We start from the raw sequence: 20069 nt of genomic DNA, 5'->3' as shown, positions 1-20069 counted from the left end.
GGATCCCTGCATGAGTTTGAGCAATTTCAGCTACTACCTGCGCGACTACCGTCTGTGGATGGTGATCGGCCTGGTCGGTGCCGCTGCGCTGGCCCACTACGGCGAGGCCGAGGCACGGCAGATCGGCATCTGGGTCGCCATCGTGCTGGCCGGCCTGCTGGTGCTGGCGCTGCTGGTCTGGGTCGTCAAGCGGATGCTTGCCCGGCGCGCCGCCAAGCGCGTGGAGGCAATGGTCAAGGACGAGGCGGACAAGGCGGTAGCCAGCGCGCAGCCGGCACAGCGCGCCGATACCGAAGCGCTGCGTACGCGCATGATGGATGCGGTCAAGCAGATCAAGTCCTCGCGGATGGGGGTGCTGAAGGGCAACGCCGCGCTGTACGAACTGCCCTGGTACGTGATCATCGGCAACCCGGCGGCCGGCAAGAGCACCGCGATCCTCAATTCGGGCCTGCAGTTCCCGTTCGAGGACAACCGCGGCAATGTCGTGCAGGGCATCGGCGGTACCCGTAACTGCGACTGGTACTTCACCACCAACGGCATCGTGCTCGACACCGCCGGCCGTTACTCGGTCAGCGTCGAGGACCGGCTGGAGTGGCTGACCTTCCTCGGCCTGCTGAAGAAGAACCGCCCGCGTGCACCGATCAATGGCGTGATCATTGCCGCCAGCCTGGCCGAACTGTCCGGCAGCAAGCCGGAGTTCGCCATCGAACTGGCCAAGAACCTGCGCCAGCGCGTGCAGGAAATCACCGAGCGCCTGGAAGTATTCGCGCCGGTGTACGTGCTGTTCACCAAGGCCGACCTGATCGCCGGGTTCAGCGAGTTCTTCCGCAATCTCGACCCGGGCGAGCGCGAGCATGTGTGGGGCGCGACGCTGCCGTTCGACGTGCAGCAGCAGGGTGACGCGCTGGCCGCCTTCGACAGTCATTTCGATGAACTGGCCGAAGGCATCAAGGAAATGAGCCTGACCCACATGGCGATGCAGCGTGGCCGTGAAGTCTCGCCGGGCCTGCTGTCGTTGCCGCTGGAGTTTGTCGGCATCAAGCCGGCGCTGCGCACCTTCATCGCCACCCTGTTCGAAGACAACCCCTACCAGTTCAAGCCGGTATTCCGCGGCTTCTACTTCTCCAGCGCGCTGCAGGAAGGGCGCTCGGTGCACCACGCCTCCGAGCGCGTCGGCCGCCAGTTCAACCTGGAGCGCGGCTCGAACGTGGACGAGGCGCCGACCGGGCATACCGCGTTCTTCCTGAAGGACCTGTTCCGCAAGGTCATCTTTGCCGACAAGGAACTGGTGCGGCAGTATTCCAGCCCGCACCAGAACCGACTGCGCTATGGCGTGTTCCTGGGCGCGGTGGGCGTGCTGGCCCTCGCGCTGGGCCTGTGGACGTGGTCGTACACCACCAATGCGCAGCTGGTTGCCAATGCGACCAAGGACCTTGACCAGGCCGTGCGCGTGCAGAAGGACCGCATGGACCTGAAGTCGCGCATCGATGCGTTGCTGCTGCTGCAGGATCGCATGGAGCAGCTGGACCGCTATGGCAAGGAAGGGGGCATCACCACCCATCTGGGCCTCTACCAGGGCACGGCCATCCGCGAGAAGCTGCTGCGCGAGTACAACCACGGCATGCAGCAGGTGATGCTGGCGCCGACCGTATCGAACCTGGAGAACTATCTGGGCCAGGTGGTCGCCGAGCGCGACAAGCTGGGACAGGGCACCAGCAGCGCTGCCGAGAGCGAGGTGCTGTACCAGAACGCGTCGCCGACCAGCACCAACGATGCCTACAACGCGCTCAAGACCTACCTGATGCTGGGCAACCCCAAGTATGTGGAGGGTGCGCACCTGTCGCAGCAGCTGACCCTGTTCTGGCGCACCTGGCTGGAAGCCAACCGCGGGCAGATGAGCCGCGAGGAAATGGTCCGCGCGGCTGAGAAGCTGATGACCTTCTACGTGGCGCAGGCGGGCCAGCCGAGCTGGCCGCAGGTGCAGAACAAGGTCACCCTGGTGTCCGACACGCGCCAGGCACTGGGCCAGGTGATGAAGGGCCAGCCGGCGATGGAGCGCGTGTACGCGCAGATCAAGGCCCGCGCCGGTGCACGCTTCACCACCACCACGGTCGACAGCCTGATCGGCGTCGAGCGCAACGGCCGCATGATCAATGGAAACTACGCCATTTCCGGTGCGTTCTCGCGCAAGGCGTGGGAAGAGTACGTGCAGGATGCGATCAAGGAAGCGGCCAACACGCAGCTGAGCACCACCGACTGGGTGCTGGGGACCACCGAGCAGAGCGACCTGTCGCTGGCCGGCAGCCCGGAGCACGTCTCGCGCGAGCTGGTGAACCTGTACAAGAACGACTATGCCCGCGAGTGGACCCGGTTCCTGCAGGGCCTGAGCGTGGCGGAGTTCAGCACCTTCGACGAGGCGGTGGCACGCATCAACAAGCTGGGCGATGCCAGCAATTCGCCACTGCGCGTGCTGCTGGAGCGCATCAACGAAGAGACCGTGTGGGACAACCCGCAGGCGCTGGCCCGCTCCAGCAAGGCGCGCAAGGGCTTCGTCGCCTGGTTCCAGCGCACCATCCTGCGCAAGGACCCGGCCGCCGCGGCTGCGGCACAGCCGGTCGGCCCGATCGGCAAGGCGTTCGAGGGCATTGCGCGCTTGACCAGCGAGCGCGGTGACCAGCCGGCCGTGATCACGGCCTACTTCGACACGCTGGCCAAGCTGCGCGCGCGTCTGAACGCGATCAAGAGCCAGGGCGAAATCGGGGTCGCTACCCGCAAGCTGATGCAGGACACCTTCAGCAACGAAGGTTCCGAACTCAGCGTGGGCCTGGCGCTGGTCGATGAGCAGGTGCTGACCGGGCTGGACGAGAAGCAGCGTGAAGCGCTGCGTCCGCTGCTGCTGCGCCCGCTGACCCAGACCTTCGGCACGTTGATCGCGCCGACCGAGAATGAAGTCAACAAGACCTGGAAGGCACAGGTCTATGATCCCTTCAAGGCACGCATCGGCCAGCAGTACCCGTTCAACCTGAACTCCGACGTCGACGCGGCGCCGAGCGACATTGCCGGCATCTTCGGCGCCAGCGGCAGCATCGCGGCCTTCAACAAGGAGGCACTGGGCACGCTGGTGATCCAGCGTGGCCCGCTGCTGGAGACCCGCCGCTGGGCGGGGCAGGGCGTGAACCTGTCGGCCGAACTGGTGGCCAACTACGGCAACTGGGTGAGTGGTTCGGCGGCCGGTGCGGCGCAGGACACCACGATCTTCGAGATCCTGCCGGCACCCGCAGCAGGCGCGCTGGAGTACAGCATCGAGATCGATGGCCAGGTGCTGCGCTACCGCAATACGCCGCCGCAGTGGACCACCATGCAGTACCCCAACGTCGGCCAGGTGCCGGGCGTGAAGATCACGGCGGTGACCGGCGATGGCCGGACGGTGGAAGTGTTCAGTGCGCCAGGTTCGAACGGCGTCAACCGCTTGATGGGGGCGGGCCAGGTCGAGCGCCTGGATGACTCCAGCCGCATCACCTGGACGGGCAACGGTGTGTCGGTGCCGGTGGAGATGCGCATCGTCCGTCGTGCCGGTGAGGCCGCACAGGGCGGAGGTGACTGGCAGCGCGGGCTGCAGTTGCCCGAACGCGTTGCCGGTGGCGAGCCCGCTGCGCAGGCGGCACCCGCTGCTGCGCCGGCAGCGACGCCGGCTCCGGCCGCTGGAGGCGCCCGATGAGCCGGGTGGTCAGCGCGGGCGTGTCCTATTTCGGCAAGGTCCCCTCGCGCGGCGATTTCGTCCGCGCGGCCGACAACCACCAGCTGCTGGGCTGGCTTGACCGCTGGGCCGGCGAGAGCCTGGAACTGCTGAGCCAGAGCCCGGACTGGAAGCAGCGCTACGACGAAGCGCCCGAGATCCACTATGCCTTCCTCGGTTCGCGCAGCAAGATGGTGCTGTGCGGCCACTTCCTGGCCAGCCGCGACGCGTCCGAGCGGCGCTTCCCGCTGCTGTCGGCGTTGCGCCTGGATGCGCCCGAGCCGTTGCCGTTCATCGGCCGCAGTCCGTTGGCGATGTCCAACGCCTGGTCGGGCCTGGCCAGGCTCGCACGCCAGGCCTACCAGGACAGCGACGCAGCACAGGCGCTGGCACAGCTGGCCGATGCCCGTTTCAGCATCAGCACCGACCCGGGTGACTACAACGGCAGCTTCCAGGATTTCCTCGAGAACACCACGGTGGCCGACCTGGAGCAGCGCCTGCGCGAGTCCGGCCACGGCGACGTGGCGCTGCGCCAGGTGCTGCCCGCGCTGGGCCTGCTGCTGCAGCCGGTGCTCAGTGGCGGCGACGTCAACATCGACAAGGCGCTGGTGTTCCCGCTGGTACGCGATCCGGCCTATCGCCCGCTGGTGGCGGCGTTCTGGCTCGACCTGCTGTCCAGCTTCGTCGCACGCGGCGATTTCGAACTTGCCGTACTGATCCGCAACGACGCTGCGCCAAGCATGATCGTCGGCTTCAACGGCGCTGATCGCCAGGTGCTGCGCGCCGTGCTGGATCCGGCCGAGGCGGGCGACTTCCTGATCCGCATCCAGCATTCGGAGTGGGTGGACGACTACCTGCGCGGCGACTACAACCTCAACCGCTTCGGCAGCTTCCTCGACCGTGACGACCTGGCCCTGGCCACCGCACGCAAGCTGTTCGGCGAGACTTTCCTGGGAACCTGACGATGCGCCTGTGCAAACCTCTCCATCTCATGCTGCCGCTGCTGCTGGTGGCCGCGCCGCTGGCCGCGCAGAACGCGCCGGCAGCGGCCGCCGGCGAGCGTCCGGTGGTCATCGAAGGCGTGGTGCCTGACCAGGCGACCAAGGCCAAGCTGCTCAACAACCTGCGCGCGGTCTATGGCGCGGAGCGGGTGGTCGACCGCATCCAGGTGGAAACCATCGCCACGCCGCCGAACTGGGGCGACTATGTTTCCGGCATGATCAATCCGGGCCTGAAGCGGGTGTCGCCCGGAAAGCTGGAGGTCAATGGCCAGGCGGTGCGCATTACCGGTGAAGTCGGCAACGAAGCCCTGCGCCAGCAGGTTGCCAGTGACCTGAGCCTGGCCAGCAACACCAGTTACACGGTGACAAACGCGCTGAAAGTGGGCTCGCAGCAGAACGTGCTGGACCAGACCCTGGCCAACCGCATCATTGAATTCCAGAGCGGCAGCGCGCGCCTTACGCCGTTCGGCATGGGCATCCTCGACGAGATGGTGGCGAAGATGGCGCAGATGCCGGACAGCCGGTTCCTGATCATCGGCCACACCGACAATGTCGGCCAGCGTGAGTCCAATCTCACGCTCAGCCATGCACGTGCGCTGGCGGTGAAGAACTACATGATGTCCAAGGGCATCCCCGGCAGTCACATGGACGTGCTGGGCAAGGGCCCGGATGAGCCGGTGGCAGACAACACCAGCAACGACGGCCGTGCGCGCAACCGCCGGATCGAGTTCAAGATCCAGTAACCGCGCCCGGGGAGCCGGTCAGGCTCCCCTGCCGTGGCGCGCAGCTCAGTCTTCTGGATTGACGTCCAGCATTTCTTCCATCTGTTCCAGCGTGCCGTGGTCCTTGATGACCCGCTTGAGCCAGACGTGCAGCGGCATCTCGCCCCAGCGCGCTGCCTTTTCCGCCAGATAGGCGACCGGGCTGTGCGGCTCGGTACGGCGGAAGAACTCGGCGACCTGGCGAAGCTGCTGCAAGGCTTCCTTGCGCGAACCCGGCGCACCGGCGGGACCGCGCGAGGGCGCAGCCGGCGTCGTCTCGAACGTGGGTGCGTCTTCGGCGAAATGGCTGTCACTGAACGGGTCTTCCACCGCCCCGGTCTCGCCATCAAGCAACACTCCGGCCTCGCGGGCAAAGCGCAGCACGGTGCGCTGCAGATGCTCAAGCTGTTCGCGTACGGCGCTGAAGCTGGGGCCGTCCAGCCCCAGCCGGTTGTCCACTGCCGCCTGTAGTTCGGCCAGGGCCTGGCTGCAGTCGGGCAGGTCATCCGCCAGCTGGCGGTAGAACCCGTGCTGGGTATCGCGGCGGGCGGCAGTGAGGATGTCCAGGCCGGGCCGGCCGTCATCGTCCTCGCCACTGTTGGCGCGGGCGTGGGCATGCTCGAAATCGGTCAGGCTGAAGCGCCCCTGCGGGGCGACGATGATCGGCACCGCCCGCAGCCACTGCAGCGAATTGGTCAGCAGCCAACTGAGGTTGCCGATGCGTTCTTCGAAGTCGCCGTCCGGAGCCTGAGGATGGACCTCTTCCCAAAAGCGGTCGCACAGCCCGGCGGTGACCCGGTAGCCAGCAGCCAGGCCCTGGAAGCCTTCCAGCTGGGTGGCCGCCTCGCTGAGCCAGCCGGCCAGTCGCAGGTCCTTGGTGCGGGTCTGCAGCAGGCTGTCGGCCTCGCGCAGCACGCTGCTCCAGTCGGCGTACTTGATGTCGGTCTGCCACGCACCCTGGTCCAGGGTCGGGTCGTCGGCACGACGGTTTTCGATGATCCGATCGAATTCCGCCGAGAACGACAGGTCTTCACCGGTCGGGGCGTTTTCCGAAATCGGGGCCAGCAGGGCTTCCTGATCCAGCATGGCAGGTCTCGTTGGGGACTGCGGACGATTCTAGCCTTTGAATGTGAACGCGATTACGGGATCCGGGCAAGTGCCTGTAGCTGAATACGTTATTCCGTCGGTTATGTGACGCAAAGCGCAGTTCGTTGCGCAATAACGCGCCGTGATTTTGACGAACACGCTGTTCTGGTAGATTCGGGAACTGGAAACCGACGCCATTCCGCATGGATCTGGCGTCTTCACTCTGGAAATGGCATGGATCAGCTGAATTACCTGATGACGCAGGTTGCAGGTCTTGGCGATGCGCAGCGCCTGTATCGTCTGCAGTCGGAAGCATTCACGGGATGCACCGTGGAGCGCTGGCGTGGACGTGACGCGCTGGGCGAACACGCATGGACCGAGGTCGAGGTGCTCTGCACTGATGCTGGCCTCGAACTGGGGGCATTGCCTGCCACGCGCGCAACGTTGATCACGCAGCTCGCCGACGGCGGGCAGTGGCAGCGCAGCGGGCTGGTGGCCGACGCCGCGCGGGTCGGGGGCGACGGTGGGCTGGTGCGTTACCGGTTGCACCTGGTGTCGTGGACCTGGTGGCTGCAGCATGCGCGCCACAGCCGCGTGTTCCAGGAGCAAGGCATCCGCGCCATTGTCGATGCGGTGCTTTCCGCACACGCCGACATCGCACGCTGGCGCTGGGCCGAAGGCGTCGACGCCTTCCTGGGTGAGCGTGTGCGCAGCTACTGCGTGCAGTACCGTGAGAGCGATCTGGACTTCCTGCAGCGCTTGCTGGCCGAGGAAGGACTGGGCTGGCGCTTGTATCCGGACGAGGAAGCGCCCTGCGGCAATGGCCTGGAGATCTTTGCCGACAGCGTTGCGCTGCCCGAGGATGCCACCAGCGCCGGGGCCGGCGTGCGCTTCCATCGCAGCGATGCCACTGAAACCAGCGACAGCGTGCAGGCCATCGGCCTGCACCGCAGCCTGGCCAGCACGACGGTCAGCCTGCAGAGCGATGATTATCGCCAGGTGCGTGCACTGTCGGGCCAGTCGCCGATGGAAGGCGGCGGCAGCGGGTCCACCCGCGAGGATTTCGATGCGGTGGGCGCCTATGCCTTCAGCGATGGCGCGGCCGCATCGCGCCAGGCCCGCCTGCAGGCGCAGGCGCGCGAAGCACACAGTCGACGCTGGCAAGGGCACGGTACCGTGCGCGGCCTGCAGTCGGGAAGCTGGCTGCGGTTGCAACAGGCCCCGGGCGGTACACCGCCTGAGCTGCTGCTGGTCGCGGTCGACCATGCCGGCATCAACAACCTGCCCACCGACCTGCGTCGCAGCCTTGACGACGCACTCGGCGTCGCCCCCGGCGACAGCGCAGACGCCGCACTGTGGCAGCAGGCTGAGGCGATTGGCTATGGCAATCGATTTGAGGCGGTGCCGCGCGCCACCCCGTGGCGACCCCAGCTGCTGGATGGCACCGGGGCTCGCCTGAATCCTCGCCCGACGGTGCCCGGGTACCAGACGGCAGTTGTGGTGGCCGGCCAGGGAAGTGACAGCAAGGACCTGCACGCCGACAGCCACGGCCGCGTGCGCGTGCGCTTCCATTTCCAGCAGGGGCAGGGCGAGGGTGCCCATGACAGTGCCTGGTTGCGCGTGGCACAGCGCTACGCCGGACCGGGCGTCGGCAGCCAGTTCCTGCCGCGGATCGGCCAGGAAGTGCTGGTCGGCTTCCTGGATGGTGATATCGATCGGCCGCTGGTGCTGGGGGCGCTGTACAACGGGCGAGGCGAGGCCGGCGTGACGCCGACGCCCGCTGGTGCCAGCAGCGAGGGCGATGTCTCTGCCTACGGCCAGGCCGGTGATGCGCGCCACAGCGCACAGGCCAACCTCAGTGGCGGCCAGGCGCCGGCATGGCACGCAGCAGGCGCGGGCGACCAGGCGCATCGGCAGGGCGGAGCACTCTGGGGTATCCGCTCGCGCGAATGGGACGGCGGTGAAGGCAGCAACCACCTGTTGTTCGACGATTCCAACCAGCAGCTGCGTGCGCAGTTGGCGAGCAGCCAGCAGGCGTCGCAGCTGTCGCTGGGTCACCTGCGGCACCAGGCTGACAACTATGTCGGCAGCGTCCGCGGCACCGGCTTCGAGCTGCGCAGCGATGCCTGGGGGGCGGTGCGGGCGACGGCGGGCGTGTGGTTCACCGCCTATGGTCATCGATCAACCGCACCTGCAGGCGAGGCGGTGCAGCCCGCCGCGCTGCTGACCCAGCTGCAGGCCCTGGGCGAGCGCTTCACCCAGGCCGCGCGCACGCATGTAACCAGTCCGTTGGCGATGCAGGAGGGGGCCAAGGCCGCGGCGCGCTCCAGGATGGTGGCCGACAAGTCACCGGTCCCCGGCTTGCTGGCGAGCGTGCGTACCACCACCGGTGGCGACGATTTCGGCGCAGGAAAGGGCAGTGCGGCCGAGCGCGCGTCCGAGGCGGGCCAGGGCAGGGTGCCGCATTCGGGCGACCCGCTCCTGGGGATGGCTGCTCCGCAGGGCGTTGTGCAGGTGGCGGGTCAAGCCATGCACTGGAGCAGCGGCGAAGGCCTGCTGCTGGCCAGTGGCAGTCACAGTGAGGCGATCACGATGGGGCAGGCGCGGCTTCATGCCGGGCAAGCGATCGGAGTGCTGGCATCCGTCGTTGAAGGGGCCGCCGCCGCTCCGACGGCACTTGACGTGGTGGCCGGCAGCGAAACGCTGGACATCCAGGCGCATGCAGACCTGGTCCGCATCCAGTCGCGTGGTGCGCTGCGTGGCGCCAGCGCGCAGGCACCGGTGGAGCTCGCCGCGGCCAACACGATCCACGTCGCGACGTCCGGAGGGGCCAGCCTGACCATTGCCGGCGGCAGCATTACCATTGCTTGCCCCGGCACGATCACCGTGCATGCCGGCAGCAAGTCATTTGTTGGGCCGGCCCAACAGGGCTATCCGCTTCCCCAGTTCCCGCGCAGCAGCTGCAAGAGCTGCATTCTCGACGCGATGCGCCAGGGCACGCCGGGAGTGCTGGTGTGATGAATCGTTATGCGGTGATCGACAGCGCGCAGCGGCCGCATTTCCATGAGCGGCTGGAGCGCCTGGGCGCGCACTATCGCTCGCTGTTCGAGGGCACGGCCGAGGCGAGCCTGCTGGATATCGCTCCCTTGCTGGTGGCCTGGCAGGACACCGCCGTGCACACCAGGCTGGATGCGGAGATCCGGCAGATGGGGACGCAGCGGCCGGGCGTGACCCTGCTGTGGAGTGCGCTGGATCTGGACGAGCTCGCCAAGCGGCTGAGGACCTTCCATCTGGTCAAGGTGCCCGAGAAGGGCGGTCGCGAAATGCTGTTGCGCTGGTACGACACCCGCATCCTGCCTGCGCTGCTGGAACTGCTGGTGCCCGCGCAGCGTGCCGCGTTGCTGGAGGGCGTGCAGCGCCTGCAGTACTTCGATCGCTATGGCGATCTGCAGGAATGGCCGCTGGCCGAGGTGGACGATGCCGGTCTGCCTGCGCTTCCGCCATTGCGCCTGGACCAGCAGCAGTACATGCGCCTGCTGGACGCGTGCGAGCCGGATGTGGCCATCGCCCAGCTCCGCCGGGTCATTCCCGATGAGATGAAGCGGGTGCCTTATCGCTCGCTGTACTCGTTCGTCGTCAAGCATATGCAGGACACGATCGCGCACGGCGTGGACCAGGTGGACGATCACGTGCAGTACCTGTTGCTGGCGCTGTACACCTCAGGCGCATGCCGGGAACATTCCGCCGTGCGGGCCCGGTTTTCGCAGGGGGCCAGTGCCTTTGAGGCTTCGTTCCCGGATTGGGCGTCGGCCTTGCCTGACGATATCTGGTTGATGGGCGTTCCATTGTGGGAAGCCCCCACGGCCTTGCCGGCCGAAGCGGCAACACCACTGAACTAGAGGAACAACCATGCGTTTGATGCGCACTCAACTGCTGGCGGCCTTGGTATTGCTGCTCCTGGTGCCAGCCCTGGCCGCGTGCAAGGGGCGGACAGCCTCCACACCGGTGGCTGTGCTGGGCTACAACCATACCGATGCCTACATCGTGCAGTTCCTTGTGAACGGCGGCAGTGGCGGGTCGGCCGATTCCCACTCGGAAGGCGGAACGGTGTGCTGCGCGATGCTGCCTGATCGATGGACACCGGATATGAAGGTGGAGATCGAATGGACGACGGATCTCGAAACGTTCCAGAAGGCGACTGTTGCAGTTCCAAAGTACGACCAGCCCGGAAACCTGGCGGTCCATTTCCTGCGCAACGGACAGGTCAAGGTCTTTGTTACCGGTCTGGTGCTGGGTCATCCCGATTATCCGTTGACCGGCCCTGAAGCGCCCTTGCGCGAAGGCGAGAATCCGGTGTGGGAGCACCTTCTGCGCCCCCTCGAAAGCTGATCAGAGGGCCAGGCGCGAATGAAGACGTCAGCAACTACATCGGGAATGAAGATGCTGGAAACCAGAAGGCAACAGCCATGACGCGCTGCTCGGGTCGCTGCTGCACCCTCAAGGACAAGAAGAAATGATCCCACGATTCGTGCGTACACATCACATTATGCGTGTTCCGCTGCTGTCCGCCTTGGTTGTGCTGCTTCTGCTGCCGGTACTGGCCGCCTGCAAGGGCCAGCCCGCGTCTACACCTGTGGGAGTGCGGGGCTACAACCATACCGACCAGTCCATTGCGCAGTTCCAGGTGAATGGTGGAAGCGGAGGATCGGCTCGACGTCACTCGGCAAGCGGCACGGTCTGCTGCGCTGTTGTTCCTGACCGATGGACTCCGGATCTGAACGTGGAGATCGAGTGGACAACTGATCTGGAAACCTACCAGAAGGCGACGGTATCAATCCCCAGGTACGACGAGGTTGGCAGTCTCGCTGTTCACTTCCTGCGCAATGGCCAGGTCAAGGTGTTCGTGACCAATCTGATACTGGGGCACCCGGACTATCCGTTGACGGGACCCGAGGCGCCGTTGCGTGAGGGGGAAAATCCCGTGTGGGAGCACCTCCGGCGCCCGCCCGCTGGCTGATGGTAAGCGGGGTGGGATCAACAGGGACAAGCAATCCGGCAGGGACGGACATCGGAACAAAGAGGCAAGGACATGAATGAACGCACGGCGACTGGCGCGCAGCCCATGCCCGCCAACGGACAGCGGGCCTTAAGCGGCGCCGAGGCACAGCGGCGGGCGAAGGCGATGGCGTGCCTGCGCGAGAAGGGTTCGCAATGCCAGGGCCAGGTGCATGTGAGCATCTACTTCGATGGCACCGGCAACAACCGTGAGTGGGAAGGAACCTTCGTCACCGGCAAGACACGCGCCACCCGCACCCAGCTTGCACGCAACGGCCACAGCAACGTGGCACGCTTGTACGACGCCAGCCTGGCCGAGCCGGAGAACGGCTTCTTCAGCGTCTATGTTCCCGGCGTGGGGACGCCATTTTCCGAGGTCGGCGATACCAACCAGGATGGCGACACGCTGGGAGGAGGGGCTGCACGATACGGTGCCGATCGCATCCATTGGGCGATCCTGCAAGTCATCAACTCGGTGCATCAGTACCTCAAATCCAATGATCTGATCACGCCGGCTGAAGCCAAGATCCTGGTCGGTTCGATGAGCGAGACGCGCCTGCTGGAAGGTATGGCGCGCCGCGCCATGCTGACCGGAATCGCGCAACGCCTCGAGCGCGTGGTGAAAAGCCACCAGCGTCGCGTCACCTCTGTGCACGTGTCCGTCTTCGGTTTCTCGCGCGGTGCCGCACAAGCGCGGGCGTTCGTGCATCGGCTGTATGAAACCGCCGAGGCCTGGGGCAGCGGCTGTGGCTACAACATCGCCGGTGTTCCGCTCTACCTCAATTTCATGGGTATCTTCGACACTGTAGCATCGGTGGGCGTTGCTGCCATGAGTCGGGTATCCAAGGGCAAATGGGACTGGGCCGCCGGTGACATGATGAGCATTCACCCGGAAGCCCGGCAATGCGTGCATTTCGCTGCTCTGCATGAGCAGCGCATCAACTTCCCGCTGGATCTGGCGACCAGCGGGAAGGAAGTGCTTTATCCCGGCATGCATTCCGATGTCGGCGGTGGCTACTCGCCCGGCGGCCAGGGCAAGGATTTCGTGTCGGGCGCAGCGAACGGCAAAGCCAAGCTGTCACAGATTCCGCTGATCGACATGCATCACGAAGCCATCAAGGCGGGTGTCATGATGGAGACGATCACCGAGCTCAACGAGGATCCGGCCTATGCCACGCATTTCGGCTGCCACCCACAGCTGATCCGCGATTACAACGCCTGGCTGACCGGCCATGGGGTACCTGCAGGCGCGCACACACAGCAGATCACCGGTCATTGTCGGCAGTACGTGGCCTGGAAGGGCAAGCGCCTGCCCAACGGCCCGCAGAGCTTGCTACAGCAGCCGTTCTTCAAGCAGTCCGATGCAGAGGATCAGGTGGATCTGGCCAACGCGCAGCGCGACTTTGCCAATCTGGTCACCGAGCTGGCCCAAGGCAAGAGCGACATGGCGGCTTACCGCCGCCAGCTGGATGAAAGCCAGAAACGCATGGACGCCGGACGCAAGGCCGGACGTCCGGTGTTCGAGCCAACCCCACGAGCGTCCGCTGCGGCCTACACCTACGCAGGCATTCCCGCCGAAACCAGCACCCTGCTGGACCTGGTGCTCAACGCTACGCCGGTGCCTGATGTCAGCACCAACCTGTTCGACAATTACATGCACGATTCGCTGGCTGGCTTCTACATGATGAAGTGGACGGAGCTGAACATTCCGCGCCTCAATACCTACGGCTACCTGCGCTATCGCGAGGTCTTCAGCGTCGCCGGCAGGAGGGCGCAGGAGTGCCGCGATCCCGCCACGCTGCCGCCCGCGAATATCCCCTCCATCGGCGGCGCGTTCCAGCAGCTGGGAACCGCAATGGGCGGCTGACCGGTGAAGATGGCCGGGTTCGTGAGTCGAGCGGCGCTTGCGGCAGCAGGCGTACTGCTTTCGGCGAGTTGCCATGCGCAGCCGCGCGACGTGGGCGGGTGGCGCCGGGTCTCCGACAGTGATTACGCGCGGCACTTCCATTTCTCCATGCTTCCCCATGCTGCACCGGTGGGAAGTCGCTGGGCGATCTACGACGCCAGGGCAGGCAAGGTGGTGTGTTGCCTGTCGGTGCAAGGCGCCGAGGTGAGTGAAAGCGAGCTCCAGGACCGCTTGCACATCCCGGGGCCGTGGGTGACCGATCTGACCAATGGCTGGAATCTGGATGCCGCACCCTATCGTCCGCATGTCCAGCTGCTGAAGGCGCAGGATGCGATGGGCAGCCATACCTTCAGGGAAGAGGGCGACGCAGCGGGTGGCCTGTTGCTGCCGCCAGATGCGCGGGTGGTGGGGCCAGATGCGCTGGAGATTGCCGGGGAGCGCTATACGGTGCAGCGGGATGAAACCTCGCTGGCCGATGGCGATGGTGGCGTACACACCTACACCTTGAAACCGGCCAGGGGCGGTGCAGCCCTGAGGGTCGAGGTGCCTTTCGGAACCTATTAGCGGGCAGGCCTGCTTCGTTGCCTGGCCGGAACCGGCGCCGCCGCGTCCTTGCCCGTCCCCACATGGCAGCCGCTGCATCTTCATGGCATCCTCACAAAACTGATTGGCCTGGTGCCATCGACGGATGAACAACATGCACAACTGGATCGCACCCGCGGCCGGCGCGCTGATGGTGGCGCTTTGCCTGGCCGTCCCGGTGGCACAGGCGGCCGAGCCGACCTTCGGTGGCTGGCGCAACCTGGGCTCGCGCGATGGCGCCGAGCCGGCGCTGCGGGATGTGCCGTTCGCGCTGCTGCCGGCGCCGGCGAGCCGTGACGCCCGTTTCGCGATCTACGACCGCGAGAGCAAGCGGCTGGTGTGTTGCCTGCAGGTGGCCAGCGCCGAACTGGACGATACGGCGCTGCGCAAGGTCTACCAGCTGCCCGAACAGTGGGTGACCGATCTGCGCAACGGCCGCAGTACGGCGCGGCCGTGGCCGACCCGGGTCTACGAGATGCGGCGTACCGATGAACTGGTCGACTACGGCTTCAGTGATGCGCCCGAAGCCTACAGCGATCTGGGTGGGCTGCTCGTTCCGGCCAACGCACGGCTGCTGCCCGATGGCAGCGTGCAGGCCGGCTCGACCTACCGCCTGCAGTTCCGCAGCACGCCGCTGGGCGATGACAGCAGCGCGCTGGACCGCTTCACCCTGCAGCCGGCCCAGGACGCGGGCAAGCCGGTGGTGGTGGAAGTGTCGTACGGCACCTACTGACCCAGGACATTGATCCGGCGGAACGGCGGGACCGCCATGGAAGCGATTCGGCGCGACCCCGCATACCCCGGGCAAGGCAAAGGAAACCTTCCATGCCGCCGGCGCGGTGCGTGGCTGGGAGGGCGGCTACACTACGGGCCGCGGCCGTTGGCCGAGCCATTGACGTGAGTGCCGTGCCCCGCTTGTTGCTGCTGTTGTCCCTGTCCGCGCTGGCTGGTTGTGCCAGCGCTCCGCCACCGCCGGCCCACTCCGATGCGTTGTGGCGGTTGATCGAGCGTGACTGCCGCGGGGCCGAAGGCCCGCGTGGTGACTGCCTGCAGGTGGAGGCGGCAGTGGATCGGCGCGATGTGCTGGTCAAGGATGCGCACGGCGACTACCAGTTCCTGCTGATGCCGCTGGACAAGGTGAGTGGCATCGAGAACCGCAGCCTGTACCAGCGCGGAGCACCGAACTACTTCGCCGCCGCCTGGCAGGCCCGCGGCCATACCGAGCGGGCCCTGGGCCAGGCGCTGCCGCGCAGCGTGGCCAGCCTGGCGCTGAATTCACCGCATGGGCGCTCGCAGCATCAGCTGCATATCCACGTCGACTGCCTGCGTGCAGACGTGCTGCAGGCCCTCGATGCGCAGGCGGCTGCGCTGGGCACCGAGTGGGCGCCACTGCCGGTGCTGCTGCGTGGCCATCGCTACCAGGCACGCCTGCTGCCGGGCGCGGAGCTGACCGCCAATCCGCTCAACCTGCTGGCCTATGGCCTGGCAGGCGTGGACGACGTGGGCCAGTGGAGTCTGGTGGTGGCGGGGCGTGACCAGGTGCACGGTGGCCCGGGCTTCATCCTGTTGGCCACCCGTGTAGACGCGGAAACCGGTAACGAGGCCAGCGGAGAAGAGTTGCAGGACCACGCCTGCTCGGTGCTGACCGGTGCCGGCGATGTGCTGGAGCGGGTGCGCTAGTCCGCCACCTGCAGGCCGCTGCGCCACATCGGCGCGGTCAGTGCCCACAGCTGGCGATCCTGCCAGCCGTCCATGTCCAGGTGATGGTCGCGCAGCAGGCCTTCCAGGTTGAAACCGAAGGCGTGCAGCGCGTTGGCGAACGGCGTGTTGCCGTCCGGGGGCAGCATCACGAACACGCGATGCAGGCCGACGCCGTCGAACAGGAACGGGCACAGTGCCTGCAGCATGGCGTCGACATGCGGATGCCCGTGCTGCAGCGACAGCAGCTCGACGCAGCGCGCCTCCTGCGATTGCAGGCGGATGTGCAGCTGGTCCAGCACCGTGCCGTGTTCGTCATCGAACACGCCCAGCAGCAGCTGGTCGTTGTCCTGCTCCAGGCGTGAGCGATGCATGTGGGCGAGGAAGCGTGCCTCCTCGTCGATGCCGGACGGGGGGTGGCGGCCGCGCTGCCGACGGTCGTCGAACAGGCGCCAGCGCGGCAGATCGGTGCGCTGGAACGGGCGCAGGGTGATCGGCGCCACCTGCAGCTGCAGCAGATGGCGGCGCAGCACCGGGCGTAGCGGGGGGAGGGCGGGGGTCGGATATGGACTGATCATCCCCGCAACGATGGCGAGGCCCGCAGCGGCAGACCATTCAAATCGTTGCAGAAGCGTGATCGCTGCCGCGGCAGGTCTGATTCGGTTCAGGCATAAGTCCATCAGGGCTGGTCATTTCCGTTGAAACTGCCCATTCAGGACACTTTCGTTACGGGAACGTTATGTGCCGATGGCCACCGCCCGTGCCACCACCCACTCCTCCAGGAAGCCCATGTCCGCCTCTCACAAGGCGCTGCGCCCGCGTCCGCTGGTGCTCGCGCTGTCGTCCCTGATGCTGGTCTCGTCGCCGGCCTTCGCGCAGGAAAGCGCACCCACCCAGCTACAGGAAGTGAAGGTCACCGGCTCGCGCATTCCCCGCGCCAGCGTCGAGGGGCCGTCGCCGGTGACGGTGATCAGCCGTGAGCAGATCGATGCGCAGGGTTACCGCAATGCCTTCGATGCATTGAGTGCCTTGACCGAGAACACCGGCAACGTGCAGGGCGAAGACTTCGGCAACACGTTCACCCCGGCCGCCAACACTATCAATCTGCGGGGGCTGGGCCCGAACCGCACGCTGGTACTGGTCAACGGCCGACGCCAGTCCGACTACCCACTGGCCTACGAAGGTTCGGTGAACGTGGTCAACCTGGCCAACATTCCGAGCGCGCTGATCGAGCGCATCGAGGTGCTGGCTGCCGGTGCATCGGCGGTGTACGGCTCCGATGCCATCGCCGGCGTGGTCAACATCATCCTCAAGGACCACTTCGAGGGCGTGGACGTTAACGTGCGCGCTGGCGGTACCCAGCAGGGCGGTGGCGACAACCAGCGCGTGCAGGTGGTCGGTGGCGGTTCCGGCGAGCGCTGGGATGGCCTGTTCGGCTTCGAGTTCGATGTGCGCAAGGCGATCCACGCGCGCCAGCGCGACTTCATGGATTCGCTGGACGATGACCCGACCGGCAAGGCGCCGCAGGCCACCGCCATCGCCTACCGGCGCAACGCCGCCACCGGCCGCAACATCGACCCGGCTACGAACGGCTGCGACCCGGCGTCGGGCATCTACGGCGGCAGTGTGTTCCGTGCCTTCAACCCGCGCCAGGGCTGGTACTGCGGCAGCAATGAGGCTGCCGCCAGTTACTGGACCGTGCAGACCGAGAAGCGCAACCTCAATGGGTATGGCCTGCTGACCTTCCACGTCAACGAGACCACCGACCTGTTCGCCGATCTGGCCGTGGGCAGCGCACGCATCACCAACAACACCCGCGCGCCCACCTGGACGTCGGCCCGCAACTATTTCTACAATCAGACCACCGGCAACCTGGAGAGCTGGTACCGTCGCTTCGCACCGGAAGAGATCGGTGGCCTGCCGCGCAACGCCAACCGCTTCCTGGAAAACTCGTGGTCGTTCAACGTCGGCGCGCGAGGCCGGATCGGCGACAGCGACTGGGACTATGAAGCGGTCTACAGCCGTTCCCGCTACGAGAACCGTACCCGTCGCCCGGTACTGCTGGCCGGCATCAACGAATACCTGCTCGGCCCGAAGCTGGGCGTGCGCGATGGCGTGGAGGTCTATGCACCGGACCCGGCACGCCTGTTCAAGCCGCTGACGCCGAACGAGTACGAGGGGCTGTCCGATTACCAGGAAAGCCGCAATGCAGCGTGGCTGCAGACCTTCAGCGCCAGCATCAACGGCCGCCTGTTCGCGCTGCCCGGCGGTAATGCCGCGCTGGCGGCGGTGGTCGAGGCCGGCAGCCAGGGTTACCGCAACCGCCCCGATCCGCGGCTGGGGAGCGGAGAGTTCTGGAACACCAGCGCCGGCATCGGTGCCGGTGGCGAGCGCGACCGCTATGCGGCGGGTGTTGAACTGCAACTGCCGTTGCTGAAGTCGCTGACCACCACCCTGGCCGGTCGCTACGACCAGTACCGTGCCGGCGGCGAGCACCTCGGCAAGGCCACCTGGAGCTTCGGCGTGGAGTTCCGCCCGATCGAGAGCCTGCTGATCCGTGGTACCGCTGCGACCAGCTTCCGCGCGCCGGACATGAACTACGTGTTCGCCACCGAGACCCGTGGCTACAACCCGGGCATGACCGACTACTGGCGTTGCCGCACCGCAGGCCAGTCGTATGACAACTGCGACTACAACGGCCTGTCGATTGACTACAGCAACCGCGCGAATGCGCAGCTGCAGCCGGAAACCGCCAAATCCTATGGCTTCGGCGTGGTCTGGTCGCCGCTGGCCGGGCTGGATTTCAGCGCTGACTACTACGACATCCGCATCGACAACGAGGTGACCAGCCTCGACACCAGCCGCATCCTGCGCGACGAGGCCGATTGCCGCCTGGGTCGCACGCTGGGCGGCGAGGCGCGTGATATCGGCTCACCGTTGTGCCAGGACGCGCTGTCGCGGGTGATCCGCAACCCCTCCAATGCCACCGTGCAACCGGACCAGGTGACCCGCGTGCTGATCAACCCGATCAACGCGGCGTCCGAATCGGTACGCGGCCTGGACCTGAAGGGCAACTGGCGCTTCGATGCGGGCCGCTATGGCCGCTTCACCACGCGCCTGGCCTACACCGTGGTGCTGGAGCACACATACCGGCAGTTCTCCGACGACCCGGAGCGCGACATCCGCAATTCGCTGGATGACTACCAGTGGCGCAGCAAGGCCAACGGCAGCATCACCTGGAACCAGGGTGACTGGACCACCACGCTGTATGGCAACCGTTTCGGCTCGCTGCCCAAGAGTGATGGCAGTGGCCGCATGGGTCCGTACATGACCTACAACGCCAGCGTGTTCCGCCAGTTTGGTGAGAACCTGTCGGTGGGCGTGATCGTCAACAACCTGCGCGACAGCCGCCCGCCGGCGGACAGGAACGGAGGCGGCTGGCCGTTCTATCCCGTCGGCAACTACGACCCGTATGGCCGCCAGTACTGGTTGCAGCTGGACTACCGGTTCCGCTGATCCCGCTGCAAGCGAAAGGCCCGGCATTGCCGGGCCTTTCGCCTTTCACTCATCGTGTGGTGCCGCTGCGCCCGCCGCCGGTTCAGGGCAGCGCCTGCTGCAGGTACGACTCGATGACATAGCTGAAAGGCTGCTGCTGGCGGTCGCGCAACAGGGCGCGCACTTCCAGGATCACGCCATGATCGCCTTCGCCGCGCGGCGGCCAGAAGGTCTGGTCGGCCAGGGTCTGGCGCTGGAAGCCGAGCGGGCCGACCACGCGCCCGAAGGGCTCGTCAGTGCTGTCCAGCACGTCGTTCATGGCCGGGCTGAGGTGGCCGGGCAGGTACCAGTTGTCGGCCTCGGACAACACGCGGATGCCACAGACCAGCTGCACGCGGCGGTAGCGCAGGGCGGTACCGGATTGCGCCGCGCCCAGCGCCTGCAACACGTCGGCCGGTGCCGGCTTGTCCTGGCCGCGCACGCGCACCGCACGCACCCGTGCCTGCTCGGCCAGGCCATGCTCGGCGCACCAGTGCTCCAGGGTGGCGGTAGCGCTCTGCCCGGACAGCACGCGCTGGTGCAGCCGTTCGACCAGCGCAGCCGGCGCGATGCGCTGCTGTCCAGGCGGTGCCTGCAGCGGTGCAGTGGCGGCGGCATCAGTGGCGGACAGGCTGGCGATCGGGGCGGCGGCAAGCAGGGACGCGGCCTGCCAGCGGCGGAGACGATCGTGGCGGTCGGACGGGCCCATG

General features: G+C 66.4%; 15 protein-coding genes. 12 read left to right on the top strand and 3 right to left on the bottom strand.

The annotated features are described in order from the left end of the window. Positions 1–10: 10 nt before the first annotated feature. Genes tssM through VN11_RS12870 form a run of 3 tightly spaced genes read left to right on the top strand, consistent with a single transcriptional unit; the run spans position 11 to position 5480 of the window. On the top strand, positions 11–3718 hold the full coding sequence (gene tssM, locus VN11_RS12880; RefSeq protein WP_053450026.1) for a type VI secretion system membrane subunit TssM: 3708 nt from the start codon (positions 11–13) through the stop codon (positions 3716–3718). Then, entirely contained in the window at positions 3715–4698 is a 984-nt protein-coding gene (tagF, locus tag VN11_RS12875; protein WP_006451227.1) for a type VI secretion system-associated protein TagF, read from the top strand. Before tssM ends, tagF begins: the two co-directional genes overlap by 4 nt. Before the next feature lie 2 nt (positions 4699–4700). After that, the gene (locus tag VN11_RS12870) at positions 4701–5480 is read left to right on the top strand and encodes an OmpA family protein (protein ID WP_053450025.1); all 780 of its coding nucleotides are present in this window, start codon (positions 4701–4703) and stop codon (positions 5478–5480) included. A 45-nt stretch (positions 5481–5525) separates the two neighbouring features. Here the strand turns inward: VN11_RS12870 and tssA are convergent, their stop codons facing one another. Next, a complete protein-coding gene (tssA, locus tag VN11_RS12865; RefSeq protein WP_053450024.1) occupies positions 5526–6584 on the bottom strand; it encodes a type VI secretion system protein TssA in 1059 nt (352 codons plus the stop codon). Between the two features lie 234 nt (positions 6585–6818). Between tssA and VN11_RS12860 the strand changes: the two genes are divergently transcribed. The 8 genes from VN11_RS12860 to VN11_RS12825 all read left to right on the top strand — a co-directional run bounded on the left by VN11_RS12860 (position 6819) and on the right by VN11_RS12825 (position 15807). Continuing rightward, positions 6819–9602 (top strand): type VI secretion system Vgr family protein, encoded by a 2784-nt coding sequence (locus VN11_RS12860; RefSeq protein WP_053450023.1) that lies wholly within the window; start codon positions 6819–6821, stop codon positions 9600–9602. Next, positions 9602–10483, top strand: a complete 882-nt coding sequence (locus tag VN11_RS12855; RefSeq protein WP_053450022.1) for a DUF4123 domain-containing protein — start codon at positions 9602–9604, stop codon at positions 10481–10483. Before VN11_RS12860 ends, VN11_RS12855 begins: the two co-directional genes overlap by 1 nt. 10 nt (positions 10484–10493) lie before the next feature. Next, the gene (locus VN11_RS21865) at positions 10494–10973 is read left to right on the top strand and encodes a DUF3304 domain-containing protein (RefSeq protein ID WP_238581804.1); all 480 of its coding nucleotides are present in this window, start codon (positions 10494–10496) and stop codon (positions 10971–10973) included. Between the two features lie 124 nt (positions 10974–11097). Continuing rightward, positions 11098–11601: a DUF3304 domain-containing protein gene (locus tag VN11_RS21860; RefSeq protein WP_230078896.1), complete on the top strand. Its 504-nt coding sequence runs from the start codon at positions 11098–11100 to the stop codon at positions 11599–11601. A gap of 72 nt (positions 11602–11673) precedes the next feature. After that, on the top strand, positions 11674–13506 hold the full coding sequence (locus tag VN11_RS12840; RefSeq protein ID WP_238581803.1) for a T6SS phospholipase effector Tle1-like catalytic domain-containing protein: 1833 nt from the start codon (positions 11674–11676) through the stop codon (positions 13504–13506). 9 nt (positions 13507–13515) lie between these two features. After that, positions 13516–14109, top strand: a complete 594-nt coding sequence (locus VN11_RS12835; RefSeq protein WP_053450021.1) for a hypothetical protein — start codon at positions 13516–13518, stop codon at positions 14107–14109. Between the two features lie 133 nt (positions 14110–14242). Then, the gene (locus VN11_RS12830) at positions 14243–14860 is read left to right on the top strand and encodes a hypothetical protein (RefSeq protein ID WP_053451329.1); all 618 of its coding nucleotides are present in this window, start codon (positions 14243–14245) and stop codon (positions 14858–14860) included. A 173-nt stretch (positions 14861–15033) separates the two neighbouring features. Beyond that, the gene (locus tag VN11_RS12825) at positions 15034–15807 is read left to right on the top strand and encodes a CDP-diacylglycerol diphosphatase (RefSeq protein WP_053450020.1); all 774 of its coding nucleotides are present in this window, start codon (positions 15034–15036) and stop codon (positions 15805–15807) included. Here VN11_RS12825 and VN11_RS12820 read toward each other — a convergent pair. Continuing rightward, positions 15804–16403: a GNAT family N-acetyltransferase gene (locus VN11_RS12820; RefSeq protein ID WP_053450019.1), complete on the bottom strand. Its 600-nt coding sequence runs from the start codon at positions 16401–16403 to the stop codon at positions 15804–15806. The genes VN11_RS12825 and VN11_RS12820 overlap by 4 nt on opposite strands. A gap of 211 nt (positions 16404–16614) precedes the next feature. Between VN11_RS12820 and VN11_RS12815 the strand changes: the two genes are divergently transcribed. Continuing rightward, positions 16615–19341 carry a TonB-dependent receptor plug domain-containing protein gene (locus VN11_RS12815; RefSeq protein WP_053450018.1) on the top strand — a complete coding sequence of 909 codons (2727 nt, stop codon included), beginning with the start codon at positions 16615–16617 and terminating at the stop codon, positions 19339–19341. Positions 19342–19423: 82 nt separating this feature from the next. Here the strand turns inward: VN11_RS12815 and VN11_RS12810 are convergent, their stop codons facing one another. After that, entirely contained in the window at positions 19424–20068 is a 645-nt protein-coding gene (locus tag VN11_RS12810; RefSeq protein WP_053450017.1) for a hypothetical protein, read from the bottom strand. Between the last annotated feature and the right edge of the window lies 1 nt (position 20069).

This window comes from Stenotrophomonas maltophilia (assembly GCF_001274595.1).
Taxonomy (GTDB): Bacteria; Pseudomonadota; Gammaproteobacteria; order Xanthomonadales; family Xanthomonadaceae; genus Stenotrophomonas; species Stenotrophomonas forensis.
This window is presented reverse-complemented; position numbering and strand designations above follow the sequence as displayed.

Coding starts and splice junctions, on each gene's coding strand:
- tssM (WP_053450026.1), top strand. CDS start 11: ATGAGTTTGAGCAATTTCAGCTACTACCTGCGCGACTACCGTCTGTGG.
- tagF (WP_006451227.1), top strand. CDS start 3,715: ATGAGCCGGGTGGTCAGCGCGGGCGTGTCCTATTTCGGCAAGGTCCCC.
- VN11_RS12870 (WP_053450025.1), top strand. CDS start 4,701: ATGCGCCTGTGCAAACCTCTCCATCTCATGCTGCCGCTGCTGCTGGTG.
- tssA (WP_053450024.1), bottom strand. CDS start 6,584: ATGCTGGATCAGGAAGCCCTGCTGGCCCCGATTTCGGAAAACGCCCCG.
- VN11_RS12860 (WP_053450023.1), top strand. CDS start 6,819: ATGGATCAGCTGAATTACCTGATGACGCAGGTTGCAGGTCTTGGCGAT.
- VN11_RS12855 (WP_053450022.1), top strand. CDS start 9,602: ATGAATCGTTATGCGGTGATCGACAGCGCGCAGCGGCCGCATTTCCAT.
- VN11_RS21865 (WP_238581804.1), top strand. CDS start 10,494: ATGCGTTTGATGCGCACTCAACTGCTGGCGGCCTTGGTATTGCTGCTC.
- VN11_RS21860 (WP_230078896.1), top strand. CDS start 11,098: ATGATCCCACGATTCGTGCGTACACATCACATTATGCGTGTTCCGCTG.
- VN11_RS12840 (WP_238581803.1), top strand. CDS start 11,674: ATGAATGAACGCACGGCGACTGGCGCGCAGCCCATGCCCGCCAACGGA.
- VN11_RS12835 (WP_053450021.1), top strand. CDS start 13,516: ATGGCCGGGTTCGTGAGTCGAGCGGCGCTTGCGGCAGCAGGCGTACTG.
- VN11_RS12830 (WP_053451329.1), top strand. CDS start 14,243: ATGCACAACTGGATCGCACCCGCGGCCGGCGCGCTGATGGTGGCGCTT.
- VN11_RS12820 (WP_053450019.1), bottom strand. CDS start 16,403: ATGATCAGTCCATATCCGACCCCCGCCCTCCCCCCGCTACGCCCGGTG.
- VN11_RS12815 (WP_053450018.1), top strand. CDS start 16,615: ATGTCCGCCTCTCACAAGGCGCTGCGCCCGCGTCCGCTGGTGCTCGCG.
- VN11_RS12810 (WP_053450017.1), bottom strand. CDS start 20,068: ATGGGCCCGTCCGACCGCCACGATCGTCTCCGCCGCTGGCAGGCCGCG.